Below are 18,049 nucleotides of genomic sequence, written 5' to 3'. Positions count from 1 at the left end.
CCCATTTTTAACCAACAATACCCTAAAATTGCACCACTAAAATGAAAAGGGTTTATAAATGGTTGTTACTCGTTTTGCTCCAAGTCCTACTGGATACTTACACATCGGTGGTTTAAGAACTGCTCTATTTTCTTATCTTTGGGCTAAGAAAAATGGTGGAAAATTTGTTCTTCGTATCGAAGATACTGATAAAGCTAGAAACTCTGAAGAAGCTACAGAGGCTATCTTAAAAGCATTTGAGTGGCTAGGATTAGAAGCTGACGGTGAAGTAACATACCAAAGCCAGCGTGATGATATTTATGCAAAATATATTGAGCAACTTCTAAATGAAGGTAAAGCCTACAAATGTTACATGACAAAAGAGGAACTTGAAACTCTTCGTGAAACACAAATGGCAAATAAACAAAGAGCAAAATACGACGGAAGATACCGTGATTTTGAAGGTACTCCACCTGAAGGAATTGATCCTGTTATTCGTATCAAAGCTCCTGAAAGTGGTGAGATTGTAGTAAGAGACGGCGTAAAAGGAGATGTTGTTTTTAAAGCGGAAGACATCTTAGATGATTTTATTATTGCAAGAGCTGATGGAAGTCCGACTTATAATTTTGTTGTTGCTATTGATGATGCATTAATGGGGATCAATGAAGTTATCCGTGGGGATGATCATCTTTCAAACACTCCAAAACAGATCGTAGTTTACGAAGCACTCGGATTTGACATTCCTAAGTTTTACCATGTACCGATGATCCACAACTCACAAGGGAAAAAACTCTCTAAACGTGACGGTGCGACAGATGTAATGGCATACAAAGATATGGGTTATCTTCCGGAATCACTGCTAAACTTTTTAGTACGCCTTGGATGGAGTCACGGTGATCAAGAGATCTTCTCAATGGAGGAGATGATTGAACTGTTTAATCCAAAAGATATCAACAGATCTGCTTCAATATATAACACTGAAAAATTAGACTGGTTGAACTCTCACTATATTAAAAATACGTCCAACGAAAGACTTGTTGAACTATTAAGTGATTATGACCTAGTTCTTACTTCTCACGATAAAAAAGAGATCCTCCTAGATGCACTAAAAGAGAGAGCAAAAACTGTTGAGGAATTAAGTAACTTATCTAAAGAGATTATTGCTACACCTGCTAGCTATGATGAAAAAGCTGTAAAAAAAGCAGTCAAAGAAGATACATCTGCAATTATCGATAACTTTAAAGCAAAACTTATTGCCGCTGAAGGAATTCATATGCCTACAGAGTATCATCATCTAGTTGAAGCTGTTGTAAACGAAATGGAAATTGGATTTGGAAAAATAGGACAACCTCTACGTATAGCACTTCTTGGAAAAATGGGTGGACCAGGTCTGGATGTAATTATGTCTGTAATCGGAAAAGAGGAAACTTTAAAAAGAATCGAGAGCTTTTTAGGCTCTCTTTAAAGGGAAGAAAGTTTTTACTTTCTTTATCCCCCTTAGTTAGTTAACGCATTTTGGATTGTAGTATTAGCATCCTGAATTAACGTCTGTTGAGAACTAGTCATAAATGTCTGTACACCTGCTACTAAACCAACACCTACAATTACTAACATTAATGCAACTAACACTCCACTCATACCTTTTTGAGACTTTAAACGCTTGAATATTTTTTTCAAGTTCTTTCCTTTTTTTGTGATATACATGTGATTATTTTATCACAAAAAATTATAATACGCAAATAGAATTTAGTTACAATAATTATCATAAATTGTTATATTTTATTTGTATACTTCCTTGAAATCCATAATGAAGGTTCTAATTTTTCACATTCTTCTAAACAATCCTCCGTAATCTCAAGCCACTCTATTCCATCAATAAACTGAGTATTGTTTGATTTAAATTTATGTCCATATTTCCAAACAGTAACCCTAGCCGAGTCAATAGTTGAAGGCTTATCTCGTATATAAATATTTTCAATGCTCACCGCATACATAGGCTGCTGTGCTTTTTCTTCTGTTTCTTGAGAGACTTCTATAATATCATCTGCAACAACTTCTTGCTTTTCCTCTTCAATTACATCTACACCAATCTCATCCTCCGTAGAACGGTTTAGATCTTCAACTACAGTTTTTTGTACTACAATATCATTTCTTACCGCTAAAGGCTCTTTTACAACTTCTTTGTCATTATTCATATCTAAGAATGTATCATGCAGTTTTATACTCTCTTTTGTAAAGTCCCTGTAAATTCTACTGTCATCACGTTCATTGTTTGTATCAACTATCTCTGGTACTAAGAAGAATAAGAGGTCATTCCCTTTGGTACTAGTTACAGTATGTGTAAACAGTCTTCCCAAAAGGGGAATATCTCCAAGTACCGGTACCTTTTCTTTCTGATCTATCTCTTCGGAATGGAGGCGTCCTCCAAGGGCTATAATTTGCCCAGATTTAACAACTACGTTTGTTTTAATTGTTTTACTTACAAAAGAGGGAACGGAAATGCCTGCCCCTAGTTGAACGTTATGATCCATATTTGTATCAAAAGAACTATCTTGAATATCCACATCGATATACATAAAGTTTTCTTTTTCCATAAACTTTGTCTTAAGTGTCAATGTTAAACCATACTCTTTTTCTGAGACTCGAATAGTTGGAGCAGTACCTGTGTTTTGTGTCATTCCTGTAGGAATATATACTTCTCCACCAACGCGAAATGATGCATTTTGCTCCTCTGTTGTAATCAGTACCGTATCATCTAAAATTTTCCCTATACCTTTTTGCTCTAAAAAATTCAGTGTAGCTGTTACAGACCTACCTGTTGATGAACTAAATTGTCCAAAGTTATCTAAAAGCCAGCCACTAAAGGTTGCACCGTTTCCAGCCAAAGGGTTTAATGCAACATTAGTATGACGATCTAAAAATCCTAGTCCTGTCACACCGCCAAGATCTTTCGCTTTTTGATTATTGATTTCAACTAAATACAATTTAGTTCTAATCATTTTATTTACTCTATTTGTTTCAGTCAGATCCATTGTAGTATTAAGATCAACTCCTGCATTTTTTAGTAATTTATAAACTCTCTTTTTATTATGTGGGTCTCTGAAAGTTCCTGTCATAACTGTAGAACCGTCACCAATTTTATTGATTTTCAAACTAGGTTCTACAAAATTGAGCATCTTTTGAATATAACCTAGGTTTTTATTCACGTAAACATGATAATTTTGCATAGAGCCATCTCTATAAACCAACAAGATAGATGTAGTTCCCGTTCGTTTTCCAAATATTTTTAAAAACCTGCTTGCACCTTCACCTCTTAATAAAGAAACATTGATCATCTCCCTATTTCCGACAACCACTTTTTTTATACTTTTATGAAGAGGAACGATGTTATACTCATTATCAAATACAACTAAATCATTCCCATTTAAATATACACTTATAAATAAAAATATCAGTGTTATAATCTTTTTCATTTTATTCCCTTATTGACATTTAACTACGACAGAGATATTTTGATCTGCATAAGAATAAGTATTCATCTGTGTTGTTAATGTTTTGTTTTTTATATATGTTCCATTGTAATCATAGGTTGTCGTAATTGCAATTTCCCCAAGTTTTTGAGCATCGCTTATACTTGAAAAAGTTGCACTTGTTTGATTTGGACACAATGTATTTACACGTTCCAAATACCTTTGAAAGTCAGTTGCATTACCATCTGAACCATCTGTAAAATCACGTAAATCTGCCCTAGCAACCATAAAGTCTGACGTCATATTCGCAACAAGCTTAAGTTTATAGTCTGCTTGCATAACATTCCAATAATCCAATAAAATAACAATGGAGAATACAAGTGTTGGTAATACAACCAAAAGTGTAGCCATAATCTGAGGTAATCCAAGACTACCTTTTCTAAACGTTCTACTATTATTGTTCATATGAGATACGTGCCTCATCTGCTTGAAGTATTCTTTTTGTTGTGCGTTTTACCTGTGAAACGTAATCAGCTAACATCTTCTCTTTTTTCTTTTGAACGTCTTCATCCTGTATTTTTGAGCATTTAACTATCCACAGATGTCCAGTATTGTTTGTGTTATAAACTCTATTTCCATTGAGTTCAAGGGTTTTATAATAAAGCATCAAAAAGTTTTTAATCTCTTTAGGGGAGAACGACAATACTATATTTTGAGCAAATACAGAATTACCTTTCGCATCTGATGAAATATAACTCTTGATTGTTCTTCCGTTTACGACAAAACTCTCAATAGTTACATTTAAAGCAATATATTTCGTTTTAAATTCACTTTGACGACCATCTTTTTTATTCTCAACTGAAACAATATCTATCTTGTCTCCTTTATGCAAGGATGAATCAATATTTTTAAAGACAGATAACGGAAGTGAGATCGTATCACCTTTAGTTTCTTCTAATTCCAATGCTTCTTGTTTAGTATCTGCTTTTAGCGTTATACTCTTTTTTTCCTCGGGCTTTGCAAGTGCTATCTTTTGCTCTCTAATAGGCTCATTCTGATAAATGTCAACTACTGCATATCTTCCAATTATCTCACTTGCCGTAAGTGGTGTCCCTACAATATACTCCTTTGGCAAAGCAGCTTTCTTAATCGTATCAGCATTTAAAAGTTCCCCTTTACGAATATCTCTTGCAGTTACAAAAACTTCAACAAGCTTTACTTGTTTCACTTGTTCTTCAAGCATACTTTGTTTTGAGTACATCAATAAAGCAAGTGACGTCATAAACAACACCAATCCAATTAAAATAAGTATTATTGTCTTCATCTGTTTATTTTTCATAATTCCCCTTTATATTAAAATCCCGGCATCAAAGCATCTGCAGCCATTGGAAAAACCATCATTGCAATGATGGCTGGTAAAATGAATAAAAACATAATAAATGTGATCTTTATATTCATCGTTGCCGCTTTTTTTTCGATATTCAACATCTCTTCTTGTTTAATCTCAACTGCCTGATTTTCAAAAACAGATTTTACGCCTATCCCCGTCTCTTCCGATAAACGCATAAAACCAGCAATAGTAGCTATCGCTTCTGAGCCTGTTCTTGTTGCTAAGTTTGTACATGCCACTTCATTTCCGTATGTAATAAACTCATATTTAAAAATTTTTGATTCTTCAATAAGATCTTTTCCCAAAACATCCGTAGCATCTTGTGTTACTTTATCTATAGCATTGTTAAGTCCCCCACCACCTTCTAAAATAATGATTAAAAGGTCGATAAAAATAGCTAAATCATTCTCTATTCTTGTAATTCTTGCTTTCATTTGTTCATCTATATACAGAAATGGAGCTACACCCATAATTCCTAAACCGATAATGACAAACAAAATATTAAATAGCTGATCCATATTCAAAATAAAAACCAGTGAAATAATAGAAGCTCCGGCTAAAATAGAAGCAAGAAGAATCTCATTGAAAGCTTTTTGTGTAAGCCCTGCACGCGTAAGCTTAACTTTAAACTTCTCTTTTGTCCTATTTTCCGATTTGCTTATTAAAGAGATCGAATCATCCAAATTAAAAATATGATGAATGAGCTTATAATGTTTATATTTAATAGCAAGTAATAAAAAAAGTCCTACGCCCATAAACACTATTGATAACACTAAAAGTAGAGTTGCAAATCCAATCATTACTTATCTACCTTTGTTATAAAGTTATTTGCCAGCATTCCAAGAAAGATCCATAATATAATTCCTAAAAGCTGAAACCTTCCATATTCGGACTCCATAAAATATTGATGAATTTTTCCATCAAAATTGCTATTTAACATAAAGTATAAAAGAACAGCTATCCCTACAACAACATAAGAACCAAAGTTTCCTTCCCTTGTAACTACATCCACTTTATCTTGCATCTTTTTTCTATAAGTAATGGTCTGCTCAACTTTTGCCAATGTGTTGGAAAATTGTCCACCACTCTCTCGACCTATTTTGATTGCTAATGCAAATATTTTTAATTCTTTTGAATCAACATGTTTATACATATTTTCAAAAGCTTGCATTTCACCAACGGTATTTTTCTCTTGAAAAAAATCGGAAAACACTTCTTTGAGTAGTTTTGAACCTGATACAGAAATGGACTTTGAAAGTGCCTGCTCAAACCCTATACCGTTTTTCATCATCTTTACAAGCACAGAGATAGCTAGTGCTAAAGCACGATTAAACTCTTTTTTTCTGTTTCTAATAAGAACCATTAAAAACATATATGATAGTAACAATCCAAACGGAGTACCGATTACAAAGCCTGCCCAGTGTTGTAAAAATAAAGCTACTAAAAAATCTACTACACCTACAAATACTAAAACAAACAATAGATATAACCATACCGGTAGTTTTATTCCTGCTAAAAGTAAATAGGAACGCAGTTTTGCAAGTAAAGATTGCTTATCTGTAGTTTGATATTTTTTTGCCAAAAGTGCTTCTACTTCAGAATCTTTGGAAAAGACTACCTCTTTAACATACTTTAAGTGGATTGCTCTTTCATATTGCGAATAAAAAATATAGAGTAACATCGTACCGCTGGCACTCAAAATAAAGAGCAAAAAGATATCAAAGAAATTCATCATTGCAGGTTCGGCCATCTTTCTAAAATATTTTTTGAATTACCTAGCGATGCTTGAACAATTTCTGACATATAGTTGCTTTTCCAGCCACACATTCTACTTGGATGAAAATCTCTTAACTCTTTTATAATCATCTCTTTTGTTACTACAAAATCGTTATCAAAAATACGATTCTCAAGAGTAACACCGTGTTGCAACATTTTATTTACAGCCCTTGTTGATGCAGATACCGCTTTAAAATTTCCGGATGAATCCATCGGATTATCGCTATTTAAAACTCTTGAAAATTCAAAAATATCTAGCATAGAAACTACACCGTTATCCTCTACCCTTTTTTCTGGTTCTGAAATCTTTACAATTCTTCTTCTACCGTCAGGAAAACGCACTATTTGTACAATCAAATCAACAGCTGAAATGATCTGTGATCGAACAAAATTCATATTTGCCGTCGGACGTGCTTCTAAAAACATGTTTTCAATTCTTACAATTGCCTCTTTAGTATCATCTGCGTGAATTGTAGTCATTGAACCGGGGTGTCCTGTATTCATAGCATTAAGCATGGTTACAATTTCAGGACCACGACACTCTCCTACTATGATTCTTCTAGGACTTGAACGTAACGCTGTACGAAGTAGTGTTTCTATAGTCACTGCTCCTGCACCCTCTTCATTTTCCGGACGTGCTTCAAATGAACGAATTGCATGACAAGGCATTTGAGGCTTCATCTCTTTTGTATCTTCAATTGTAAGTAGCTGATCCCCTTCATCTATAAAGCGCGTAAGTGCATTCAAAAAAGTAGTTTTACCGCTTGAAGTACCGCCTGAAACTACAATATTGAGCTTTCCTTTGATTGCTTTTATCAAAAAATATGCCATTTTTAAATCAATCATATTGCTATCGATTAAGCTCTCAAAAAGTAATGGAATCTCACGAAACTTTCTAACTGTTACATATGAACCTGCTTTACCATCTTTATCTAGGTTGGCAGCGATTGGAGGAATTTGTATTTCAATACGGGAACCATCAGGAAGTTTAGCTGAAGCGATTGGAGATGACTCATCAACTTTTCTATTTGAAACACTTAACATACGAGAGATAATTCTTCTTAGGTCCTCTTCACTACGAAAACGAAACGGTGTTGCAAGAGTTTGCCCCTCATAAATTACATCTATATAATCTTTTGTATTAACAATGATATCATTAAGTCCGCTTCCAGCAAGTTTAATAATTGTTGTGATCGGTCCATAATATAAAAGATTATCTATTAAAAAGTCTGCTATTTCAGTTTTTAAAGTCGTTTTTGGAATATTAAATTCACTAATGTGTTTTAAAACGACCTCTCGAACCATTTTCTCTGTAAGTTCTGCCTTAATATTTAGTTTTTCAATAAATTTGTCATAAATATTACAAGCGAGTTCATAATATTGTTCATTTCTATATAGAAGTGGAAAGCAAAAAGTTGTACAAGAAAAATCTTCAGTAGTAATTACATCTTCCAAATTTTTTGCTTCTGTTTCATTCTCTAAAGCATTTGAAAAACCTTTTATTTTTTCTCTTAAAGCCACTCTTTTATCCTTGCCAAGATAGATTTACTATGTTCCTGTTCATACTGATTGTTTTGTTGCTCAACAATAAAAAATTTATTGATCATTTTACGTAAACCATCCATAAACGGTGCATCAGGACAAGCATCACATACTAATTTTGCTTCATTCCAGCATTCTCGTAAATGAAGTGCGTCATTTGGTAGAGAGTGTGCTATTTCAAAGTTGTGTTTTAACCCTTTAGAGAGGATTTTTTTTGCTTCTTCATGTGTAACGCTTCCATAAGCATCTGCACGATTTGCAATAATATGTGTTTTGTTATACCAACCGCTGCGGTCAATAATATCTATATATGTTTTTAAAATTGACATTGATGGTATATTAAACTCTGTAATTACAAAAATATCATCTGCTAATTCTTGAATGTCAATTTCTAAATCTTTATCTTTAAATACACCTACATCAATTAGAATAAAGTCAAAACTCTCTTTTATATGCATAATAAAATTCAAAAATATTTGAATGTTTTCAGTACGGGAAAATTCCTCTTTATCTGTATGTTTTTGAATACCGGGAATAAAAAAAAGATTGTTGCTTAATTTCATGAGCCCATTATTGAAAAGCTCTTCAAACTCCATACTTTGAGCATGTGTAATGTCTACAATAGTCTTACTTGGCTGAATAACATCAAAAAACAGATTTGAGATCGCCTTTGTATCGGTAAAGTCAAGTAATAAAACATTTTTATCTAAATGCTCATCCGCTATCGTTTTTGCCAGATTCATAGTAATAGTTGTTGTCCCTACTCCACCATTGATACCAGTAAAAACAGAGACATTACTGTTACCTTTTCTTTCTTTAATTATGTTTTGAGAATTTGTAATATACTTGATTAGTTCATCAGAGTCTACCTCTGCAATATTGAGATAAATATCAACTCCAAGCTTTCCAGCCAATAACGAAAAAGCCACATCATCTTTTCCCATTAAAATCATATAAATATTGCTTGAAAATCCCATATTCTCCAATGCATGAATATCTTCCAATGTATCAACTTTATATAAAAGAACAATATCACGGTTTCTATTTGCTGCATAATAATTTATAAACTCTTGAATAGATGAAAAATTTTCTAGTTCTGTATACTCATCTCGCAATTCAAAACAACACTCTTCATAGTTTGGTGTCACATATGCTATAACCATATTTACTCGCCTCTTTTAATCTCTATTAATTTATATGTTGATGTTGTTCCAGCAGCTTCAGGTGTAAAGCCTTCTTCTTGTTTTAGGTGTAAAATCAGCCCTTTGTGTACTTTTTCATCATAACTGACAACACTATAATCTCCTGTGTCAAAATCACTGTCATACGTCCCGCTACCAGAAGAACCAAAAGAGCTAAAGAAAGAGAAAAAACCACTAAACATACTTGTACTTTGATCTTTGTTACGATTACACCAGTCCATCAAATCAGCTGATGGAACATTTCTATAATATGTCATCCCCATGGCTGACACAATTTTTAAATTATATACACTGCCATCATTAGCATATGTATGTTCGTCATAAGTCGGAAACATCATCATAAAAACAGATTTTCTATGTCTTACGGTACAAGACTCTACTTCTGTTCCGTATGAACTCTCCAACCCTAACAATGAAAAATGAAGAAAGTCTGTAACATTCGTGCCATCTGTTTCTATAAAAGTTAAAGGCATAGGGTTTGTAAAGTTAAAATCTACGCTTACCACTTCTGTATCAGTCGTTGACTCACTGCCAAAGAAACGAAAAATAGAGCTAAAAACAAAAGTTATCGGTTTAAATAATTCACTTAGAAATGTAGTACGTCCACTTACTGTTTCAGTAGCTTTGGTACTTAAATAATTTACCCCGTCAAGTTTTCCTGCAAGACTAAGCAGTGTGGTCTCTGTATCTTCTGCAACAAGATGGGGTGTCATCTTTACCTCTGTTGTAGTATTTACAAAAGGGATAAAATTCGAAAGCCCAAAAAAACTGACTGCTTTACATGTAAAACTACTTGAATTCAATGTTAAAAAAAGAATATTACACTCTGTACGTTCTCCAACTAGTTCACTATTATAATCAAGTAAAGTGGCCTGTGTAGCAGTCGCACCATTAGTCAAAGCCGTATCTAATTCATTACTGATAGCTTTTTCAAGCATATAATCATCTTGTAATCCAAACGAGATATTTGCAATATATCTGTTTCTAATCTCTGGAGAATCTGTAGAAGTTAGAGTTGTCCCTGCAGAAGTAGAGAAGAAGCTACTCATCATTTTAATCAATGTTCCAAAGAAACTTGTTGGTTTGTCTTGAGTAGCATCTGAACCGTTACTGTCTTGATAATAAGCACTATCTCTAAAAACATCTAAAGCATAGAATGCATCATCATTTGCAGAGTTGTAATTTGATGCGCCGTCAAAAGGGATTCTATATTCACCAGAAGCTAAATTATTCCCCGATGCATCAACTTTCATATCTGCATTGTTCAGTATCCCTTTGTTTACTAAAAAAGGTTTTTGACCTGAACACCCTTGAGAGTCAAGCCCGGCATCTTTACATAAATAACTGCTCTCAACACTCATTCTTACTTTTCCTGATGTTATAATCTCAGCAAAATTTGTTTCATTTGAGCCTGTCCCACTCCAAGAAAACTTTTTCCAAAAATTGTCCACTTTAAAATCTGTTGTTTTTATAGTAACTGTTTGTTCATACAAATTGTTTCCGTATTTATCATCTCCAATATATGTTTCACTTGTAAATGTTACATTTGTATCAGTTGCGTTTGCCAATAAAGTTGTACTTACAAACATCATTAAAAATATTGTTATTCTTCTCATCAACTTTATTCCATCCCTTATTCTATTTTATTTGAAACCATAATATATTCTATATAGGCATCAACTTTTTGATCTATTTCGTCTTCAGTTAAAGTAAGGTTTTGTGCTTCTGCTTCAGCCTTGACTTTATTTCTATAGCGTACAGAAGAGATCAAAAGCTTTTCTTGTAAATGTTGTAAGTTTGTCACATTATTTACGGTATGAAGATCATCATTTGATCCACCCATAAATGCAATAAACCAAAACAGCATCATTACTGCAATTAACAATGGTACTAATGCAGCCGAAGCTTTTCTCATATATTTCCTACCATATAAGCAACTAGTGAAGCTAGTGTCATTGCTGGTGCGAAAGCAAACGACTTTTTTTGTAATACTGCCAAGATAAGAAGGTGTATTACTCCCGATAATGCTATAAAAACACCAACTTGCTCTAAACCTAAAAAAAGTGCACAAAACACACCAAACCTGATATCCCCTCCCCCAAAGGTCATGCCAAAAAGGATAGGGATAACAAAAACCACGATAACGATACCCATAGCTATAAAATCGTTTACAGTGAGTATTCCATCTCCCCATTTTAAAAACAACATCATTATTATTGACGGGAGTATAATTTTGTCTGGAATTAATCTTTTTTTATAGTCTATAAAAGAGATAATTGTTGCAATTATTATAAAAAATACTAATAACAACAATTACTCCATTTAATCAAATAATATAACTTTTTGTGATAATTTTGTGATTATAGGGGAAGAGAGCTTAACTTCAATTGAAATACATAAAAAAACAATTTTAAATATTGTTCAATTATTTAAACTTCATATCAGTATTTGTTTTAGTAATATTTATACATTTGATTGTGTGTCTATTGATTACAGATAAGCAGACTCAATTATAAATTCGTTTTGTTGTTTTAGCATTAAATACACTATCTTTTCCCGGTTCATCTTCACGCATTTGCAATAATATATTGTTTTTTTCTTTGCTAATACACCTGTGCCTTCAGCCACATTGGCTCCAGATTTTTCAAGTACACAAAGAGACCACAAAACTTCAGTAAAATACCCTTAAAACCAAAATAAAAAAGGAGTTGAATATGAAATCATTAATAAAATTTTTGTTTGCAATGCTCGTCACTATTACACTAGCACATGCAGCAGCATTTGAAAAAAATGCAAATTTCAGAACAACGCATATCAATATCTCTGCACAAAAACCTTTAACTGCTGGTTCTAATGAGTTGGTATTACTTATTAAAAAAGAGAATACACTCATAAGTGATGCCAAAGTCTCTGTAAAAGCTTTTATGCCTGCGATGCCTGGTATGCCGGCAATGGAATCAAAAGCAGATGCCGTAAATAAAGGTAATGGAGAATATATTGTAAAACTCAATCTTGTAATGAACGGTACTTGGCAGCTTCACGTTTTTATAACACCTAAAAAAGGTAAGAAGCTCCGTGTAAAAACGACTCTAAACTTTTAAAGAGCCATTCATGCACTTATATAGGTTATCGATAATATTCATTTTTTTGAGTAGTTTATTCGGTGCTACTCTGGATGAAATTATTCAAGATGCAATTATCAAAAATAACTCGCTTGCTTCGATCAACGAGAAGATCCAAGGTTCTGCCTTTGCTATAGAAGCAAGTGACAATCTCAAAAATCCAAAGCTTACCATCACTTCAAACTCCCTTGACAGTAATGAAAAGATGTCTCAGAGTATTGTAACGCTTCAGCAGGAGATTCCGTATTACGGTAAACTTGATGCCGAGGAGGCAGTTGCAACTTCTAATGAAGATTTACTCAAAGAGCAGTTAAAACTTCTAAAAGTACAACTTGTTAAAAAAATAAAACAGCAGGCATATACTCTTTGGCAACTACAAGCACTCTTAGGCGTTACTGATGAGTATATACAACTGACACAACAAAATATAGAACTTTATGAATCTTATGCTTCGATCAACAGTAGCCAACATATGGGGATCATGAAAGCGGAACTCAGTCTTAGCGATCTGCGTATTGAACGAAGTAAACTGACAGCACAAATACAAAGTACCTACGAAGAACTTTCCTATCTTGCATCTACACATATTGATAAACTTGATATTGATCTTTCAATAGATACTAAACCCTCACTAAGCGAGCTGAAAAATGAACTTTCTCAAAATCCTGAACTGGGTATTGAAGATAAAAAAGTTGCTCTGCAAAGTGCCAAACTTGAGGCAATCTCACTTGATAATTATCCAAATATCTCTTTACTTGTAGGCTATGCTCATAGAGAGAAATTTGATAACTACTTCAATTTTGGAGTCGGCATCACTTTACCTATCTACTCAACTGAAGACGACAAAGAGCAGATACAACAGGCTGAACTACTCTCTTCTAAGAGTAAAAGACAAGATACAGTCCTTCTTATAGATGCAAAACTCGGCATTTATTATGCACAAATGCTCTCAGCCTATGAGATCTATCATATTGTTCACGATGACGCACTGCCTAAAGTGGAGCATATGTTTGAACTCTCAAGTGCTTCGGTAAGTACTGGTGCTGATCTTTTCAAATATATCGATGTGCTTTTTACAAAACTCTCTTTGGAGAAAAAAAGCATTCTTGCAGTAGCTTCATACCATAAGAACAAAGCAAACATAGAGGCCTTAACAGGAGCATTACAATGAGTATCTTCAAACAAATTTTAGTTTTATTAACCTTTGTCACTCTCTTAAACGCCGGAGAGAATGTTACGCAACTTTTTAGTGTCCAGACAGTTAAAGTACAAAAGATGGATGTTGCAAAAAGCTTTAAAAGTTACGGCTACGTCAAAGCTGATGAAGCTAATATTTATATGATTATGCCCCGTTTTAGCGGATTTGTAGAGAAAATTTATGTTGATGCAATCTATAGTTATGTTCAAAAAGGACAAGCACTCGCAGCTATTTACTCACCTGAGGTATACAAAGCAAAAGAGGATTACCTCAACTCTTACTATTATACAAAACGAAACAATACAAACGGTATGCTTAAAAGTGCACGTACAAAACTTGAGCTTCTTGGAATAAGTAACAAAGAGATAGAAGATGTTATAAAAAACAAAAAAGTCTCTAAACTTACTACCATTTATACACCGAAAAACGGTTATTTGTTTGCAAAAACCATAGTAGATGGCAGTGCTTTTAAAGCAGGAAACATGCTGTACAAAATTATCAATACCGACTCTCTTTGGATTGAGGCAAAACTCTTTGACACTCAGCTCGCATCGATTAAAAACACACAAAGTTTTGAAGTTACGACGGCAACAACCGACACCCCATTAGTTACAAATAAAAAAGTGCTTTATCCAGATGTAGATCCAAAAGCCGCAGCTTATACCCTGCGGCTGATAGTGAATGATCCTACACATAAACTTATTTTGGGACAATATGCAACACTCAAAGGGATAGATATCAAAAAGCAGTATCTCGTACTGCCAAAAACTGCTGTTATTCGTAAAAACGGAAAATTCTATGTTTTCATGGTAGGTGAGTATGAAGGTGAATATGAACCGCTGCAAATCATGGCGAAACTCCTTGACACTGAGCATTACATTATTACAGAGGGATTAAACGAAGGCGATGAAGTAGTCAATAATGCGCTGTTTATGATGGATAGCGATGCGCAAATAAACGGATTGTACTGATGATAGAAAAAATAATAGCTTTTAGCCTAAAAAATAAATTTCTTATATTGTTTACAACGCTCTTTTTAATAGCGGGAAGTATCTGGAGTATGAAACACACCCCTCTTGATGCCCTGCCAGATCTCTCACCGCCTCAGGTAATCGTACAGATAAAATACAATGGACAATCCCCTCAAACAGTAGAGGAGCAAGGGACTTACCCGCTTGTATCACAATTTTTAGCAATCGCTGATATTGAAACGGTACGTGGATATTCCACTTACGAAACGGGACTCATCTACATCATTTTTAAAGACGGAACTGATCTTTACTGGGCAAGAAGCCGTGTTCTTGAACAACTCGCAAGTGTACAGTCTCAATTGCCAAAAAATATGAAAGTAACTTTAGGACCTGATGCAAGCGGTGTAGGATGGGTTTACGAATATGCCCTGAGCTCAAAAACAAAAAACCTTTCCGAACTCAGAACTATTCAAGACTATTACTATAAATATGCACTCATGGGTGTTGATGGTGTCAGTGAGGTAGCTTCTATCGGTGGTTTTGTACCAAATTATGAAGTGACTATCAAGAATGACACTCTGGTTAAATACAACCTTGATATTGGGGATATCGCTAAAATACTCAAGCAAAACAATAATGATACAGGGGGACGTATTGTTATTAAAAACGGTTATGAATGGATGGTACAGGCAAAAGGTTATGTCCAAGACCTCAAAAGTATACGCTCACTTACAATTACAAATAAAGAGAATATCCCTCTTACTCTCGGTGACATAGCAACAGTACAGAAAGTTCCGGCTCCTCGCCGCGGTATGGCAGACCTTGATGGAAAAGGCGAAGTTGTAGGGGGAATTGTACTCGTACGCTATGGAGAAGATGTCTATAAAACTATCCAAAACATAAAAAAGAAGATGCAAGAGCTCAAAATTGATGATGTGAACGTTACAACTGTATATGACCGTTCATCTCTTATTGACGGTGCTTTAGATACTCTCAAAGACACTCTGATCGAAGAGAGTATTATCGTGATTGTTGTCATTGCACTCTTTTTACTCCACCTGCGCTCATCTTTAATTGTGCTTATCACACTGCCACTTACAGTCGGTGTAACATTTCTTCTAATGAAACTCTTTGGTATAGGCTCCAATATTATGAGTCTTGGGGGTATTGCCATTGCAATCGGTGCGATGGTGGATGCATCTATCGTAATGATAGAGAACTCCCATAAAATGCTGCATAAATTTGAAAATATCCAACAAAGAGTACCAAATAAACAAGAACGTTTTGAGATCATTTTAAAGTCCTCTCAAAGAGTTGGACGTCCTATCTTTTTTGCTCTTGCACTTATCGTTGTCTCATTTTTACCTATATTTTCACTGGGCGGTCAAGAAGGTCTGCTTTTTACACCCCTTGCTTACACAAAAACCTTTGCTATGACTGCGGGTGCACTTCTAAGTATCACTCTGGTACCGGTACTGATACTTCTTTTTGTCAAAGGCAAAATCATCCATGAATCAAAGAACCCGATCAATCGCTTTTTTATTTGGCTATATCGTCCAATAATTATTTATGCCCTTAAATTCAAGTACTTCATCATAATTGTTGTCATTTTACTGCTAAACATGATCTTTCCGCTTGTTTATTCACTAAAATGGGAATTTATGCCTATGCTCAATGAGCAAACTTTTATGTATATGCCGGTCACTCCTTATGGTATCAGTGTCGATCAAAGCAAAGCTCTTACACAAAAGACCGATATGATTATCAAAAGTATCCCTGAAGTCGAGCATGTCTTTGGTAAAGGGGGACGTGCTACTACTGCTACAGATCCCGCTCCTCTTGGTATGATCGAGAGTATCATCACTTTTAAACCTAAGTCGCAGTGGAGAGAAGGCGTTACTTATGATTCTCTAAGAAATGAACTTGAAACTGCCCTACAAGTTCCTGGGCTTACTAATTCATGGACATATCCGATCCGCGGACGCATTGATATGCTTCTTAGCGGTATAAGAACTCCCATCGGAATAAAACTTTACGGTAAAGATGCCAAAGGATTGCAAAAATACGGCAAAGCGATAGAGGAGCAACTTCGCAGTTTTGATAAAACACTTTCCGTGTTTGCGGATCAGGCTAGTACTGGGTATTACCTCTATATCGATATTGATGAACAAAAAATAAAAAGATATCATCTCAGCAAAGAAAAAATACTTGAATACACATCTTTGGCAATCGGAGGGCTCAAAGTCTCTACTCTTTACAAAGGCCTTGAGAGATATGCTATCACAATTCGTTTGGAAGATATTGACAGGGACTCTCTTGAAGCAATCAAAAATATTCAAATTAAGACTCAATTCGGCTTTGTACCGCTTGGCGAACTTGCTAATGTTTACTATAAACAAAACCAATCGGTGATTAAAAGTGAACTTGCAAAACCGGTTACTTTTATCTATATCACTCCAAAAGAGGGTGTTAGTGCAAAAGAGTACGTACAAGAGGCACAAAAATATATTGATAAAATAAATTTTGAAGACGGCTATTACATAGAGTGGGCAGGGCAATCCAAGTATCTTGAACGTGCTATGGCGCAGATAATTTGGATCATCCCTGCCGTACTATTGTTTATTTTAGTACTGATCTATTTCGCACTGAAAAAAACGATCCCTTCACTAATCGTATTTTTTACCCTACCTTTTGCATTGCTTGGCGGGTTACTCTATATCTATATGTTGCACTTTGCAATGAGTGTTGCCGTGATCGTAGGTTTTTTAGCCCTGCTTGGTGTCGCCGCTGAGACTGCGATTGTAATGATTGTATACCTGCAAGAAGCTGTAGATGAGGCGAAAAAACACTCTAAAGAATTTGCTATAAAAGAGCTTCATGAAGCAATCTATATAGGAGCTGTACAAAGGGTACGTCCAAAACTGATGACTGTATTTGCAATACTTGCAGGACTTGCACCTATTATGTACACAAACGGTATAGGGAGTGAAGTGATGCAGCGTATTGCCGCACCTATGCTTGGAGGTATTGTCAGCTCTGCGATCTTAAGTCTTGTTATAATTCCAATACTTTATGAGATCTATGCACGATGGGAGATGAAACATGAAACAAATATTTAAAGTGCAAAATGTCAAATGCGGCGGTTGCGCCAATACTTTAAAAACAAAGCTGGAACCTCTGTTTGGTACCATTGAAGTAAATCTTGAAGTGATGCCTAGAGAGATTACACTCAATTTTGATCCAAAGCAGGAGCAAGAGCTCCGTAAAGAGCTCAGAGCTCTCGGCTATCCAATGGCAGATGAACATCTTGGATTTCTACAGGATAGCACAGCAAAAGCAAAAAGTTTTGTTTCCTGTGCTGTTGGAAAGTTTGAACTTTCTAAAGAGCAATGAGCTTTC

General features: G+C 34.7%; 17 protein-coding genes. 6 read left to right on the top strand and 11 right to left on the bottom strand.

Annotated features, from left to right (window positions below; genetic code table 11):
* Positions 1-58: 58 nt before the first annotated feature.
* Positions 59-1,444, top strand: coding sequence for a glutamate--tRNA ligase (gene gltX, locus P6N22_RS04425; RefSeq protein ID WP_280330579.1), 1,386 nt, complete (start codon positions 59-61; stop codon positions 1,442-1,444).
* Positions 1,445-1,476: 32 nt separating this feature from the next.
* On the opposite strand, the gene P6N22_RS04420 is transcribed toward gltX, so the two are convergent.
* The 11 genes from P6N22_RS04420 to P6N22_RS04370 all read right to left on the bottom strand — a co-directional run bounded on the left by P6N22_RS04420 (position 1,477) and on the right by P6N22_RS04370 (position 11,669).
* Positions 1,477-1,617, bottom strand: a complete 141-nt coding sequence (locus P6N22_RS04420; protein ID WP_280330577.1) for a hypothetical protein — start codon at positions 1,615-1,617, stop codon at positions 1,477-1,479.
* A 134-nt stretch (positions 1,618-1,751) separates the two neighbouring features.
* Positions 1,752-3,452 carry a type II and III secretion system protein gene (locus P6N22_RS04415; RefSeq protein ID WP_280330576.1) on the bottom strand — a complete coding sequence of 567 codons (1,701 nt, stop codon included), beginning with the start codon at positions 3,450-3,452 and terminating at the stop codon, positions 1,752-1,754.
* 9 nt (positions 3,453-3,461) lie between these two features.
* On the bottom strand, positions 3,462-3,914 hold the full coding sequence (locus P6N22_RS04410) for a hypothetical protein (RefSeq protein ID WP_280330575.1): 453 nt from the start codon (positions 3,912-3,914) through the stop codon (positions 3,462-3,464).
* Positions 3,904-4,788 carry an SAF domain-containing protein gene (locus P6N22_RS04405; RefSeq protein WP_280330573.1) on the bottom strand — a complete coding sequence of 295 codons (885 nt, stop codon included), beginning with the start codon at positions 4,786-4,788 and terminating at the stop codon, positions 3,904-3,906. Before P6N22_RS04405 ends, P6N22_RS04410 begins: the two co-directional genes overlap by 11 nt.
* 14 nt (positions 4,789-4,802) lie before the next feature.
* Positions 4,803-5,639, bottom strand: coding sequence for a type II secretion system F family protein (locus P6N22_RS04400; RefSeq protein WP_280330571.1), 837 nt, complete (start codon positions 5,637-5,639; stop codon positions 4,803-4,805).
* Positions 5,639-6,589 (bottom strand): hypothetical protein, encoded by a 951-nt coding sequence (locus P6N22_RS04395; protein WP_280330570.1) that lies wholly within the window; start codon positions 6,587-6,589, stop codon positions 5,639-5,641. Before P6N22_RS04395 ends, P6N22_RS04400 begins: the two co-directional genes overlap by 1 nt.
* Complete coding sequence (locus P6N22_RS04390; protein WP_280330567.1) at positions 6,571-8,136, bottom strand: ATPase, T2SS/T4P/T4SS family; 1,566 nt, start codon at positions 8,134-8,136, stop codon at positions 6,571-6,573. Before P6N22_RS04390 ends, P6N22_RS04395 begins: the two co-directional genes overlap by 19 nt.
* Positions 8,127-9,320 (bottom strand): AAA family ATPase, encoded by a 1,194-nt coding sequence (locus tag P6N22_RS04385; RefSeq protein ID WP_280330566.1) that lies wholly within the window; start codon positions 9,318-9,320, stop codon positions 8,127-8,129. The genes P6N22_RS04390 and P6N22_RS04385 overlap by 10 nt, the downstream gene beginning before the upstream one ends.
* A 2-nt stretch (positions 9,321-9,322) precedes the next feature.
* Entirely contained in the window at positions 9,323-10,975 is a 1,653-nt protein-coding gene (locus P6N22_RS04380; RefSeq protein ID WP_280330564.1) for a hypothetical protein, read from the bottom strand.
* 17 nt (positions 10,976-10,992) lie between these two features.
* Positions 10,993-11,274 (bottom strand): hypothetical protein, encoded by a 282-nt coding sequence (locus P6N22_RS04375; protein ID WP_280330562.1) that lies wholly within the window; start codon positions 11,272-11,274, stop codon positions 10,993-10,995.
* Complete coding sequence (locus tag P6N22_RS04370; protein WP_280330560.1) at positions 11,271-11,669, bottom strand: prepilin peptidase; 399 nt, start codon at positions 11,667-11,669, stop codon at positions 11,271-11,273. The genes P6N22_RS04375 and P6N22_RS04370 overlap by 4 nt, the downstream gene beginning before the upstream one ends.
* A gap of 404 nt (positions 11,670-12,073) precedes the next feature.
* Here P6N22_RS04370 and P6N22_RS04365 point away from each other — a divergent pair, with 404 nt between their 5' ends.
* From P6N22_RS04365 to P6N22_RS04345, 5 genes are read left to right on the top strand one after another with little or no spacing between them, the layout of a single operon-like run.
* Positions 12,074-12,460 carry a FixH family protein gene (locus P6N22_RS04365; protein WP_280330559.1) on the top strand — a complete coding sequence of 129 codons (387 nt, stop codon included), beginning with the start codon at positions 12,074-12,076 and terminating at the stop codon, positions 12,458-12,460.
* 46 nt (positions 12,461-12,506) lie between these two features.
* Positions 12,507-13,652, top strand: a complete 1,146-nt coding sequence (locus P6N22_RS04360; protein WP_280330558.1) for a TolC family protein — start codon at positions 12,507-12,509, stop codon at positions 13,650-13,652.
* Positions 13,649-14,650, top strand: coding sequence for an efflux RND transporter periplasmic adaptor subunit (locus P6N22_RS04355; RefSeq protein WP_280330556.1), 1,002 nt, complete (start codon positions 13,649-13,651; stop codon positions 14,648-14,650). Before P6N22_RS04360 ends, P6N22_RS04355 begins: the two co-directional genes overlap by 4 nt.
* Complete coding sequence (locus P6N22_RS04350) at positions 14,650-17,769, top strand: CusA/CzcA family heavy metal efflux RND transporter (protein WP_280330554.1); 3,120 nt, start codon at positions 14,650-14,652, stop codon at positions 17,767-17,769. Before P6N22_RS04355 ends, P6N22_RS04350 begins: the two co-directional genes overlap by 1 nt.
* Positions 17,753-18,043: a heavy-metal-associated domain-containing protein gene (locus tag P6N22_RS04345; RefSeq protein ID WP_280330552.1), complete on the top strand. Its 291-nt coding sequence runs from the start codon at positions 17,753-17,755 to the stop codon at positions 18,041-18,043. The genes P6N22_RS04350 and P6N22_RS04345 overlap by 17 nt, the downstream gene beginning before the upstream one ends.
* Positions 18,044-18,049: the final 6 nt, after the last annotated feature.

This window comes from Sulfurimonas sp. C5 (genome assembly GCF_029872055.1).
Classification (GTDB): Bacteria; Campylobacterota; Campylobacteria; order Campylobacterales; family Sulfurimonadaceae; genus Sulfurimonas.
This window is presented reverse-complemented; position numbering and strand designations above follow the sequence as displayed.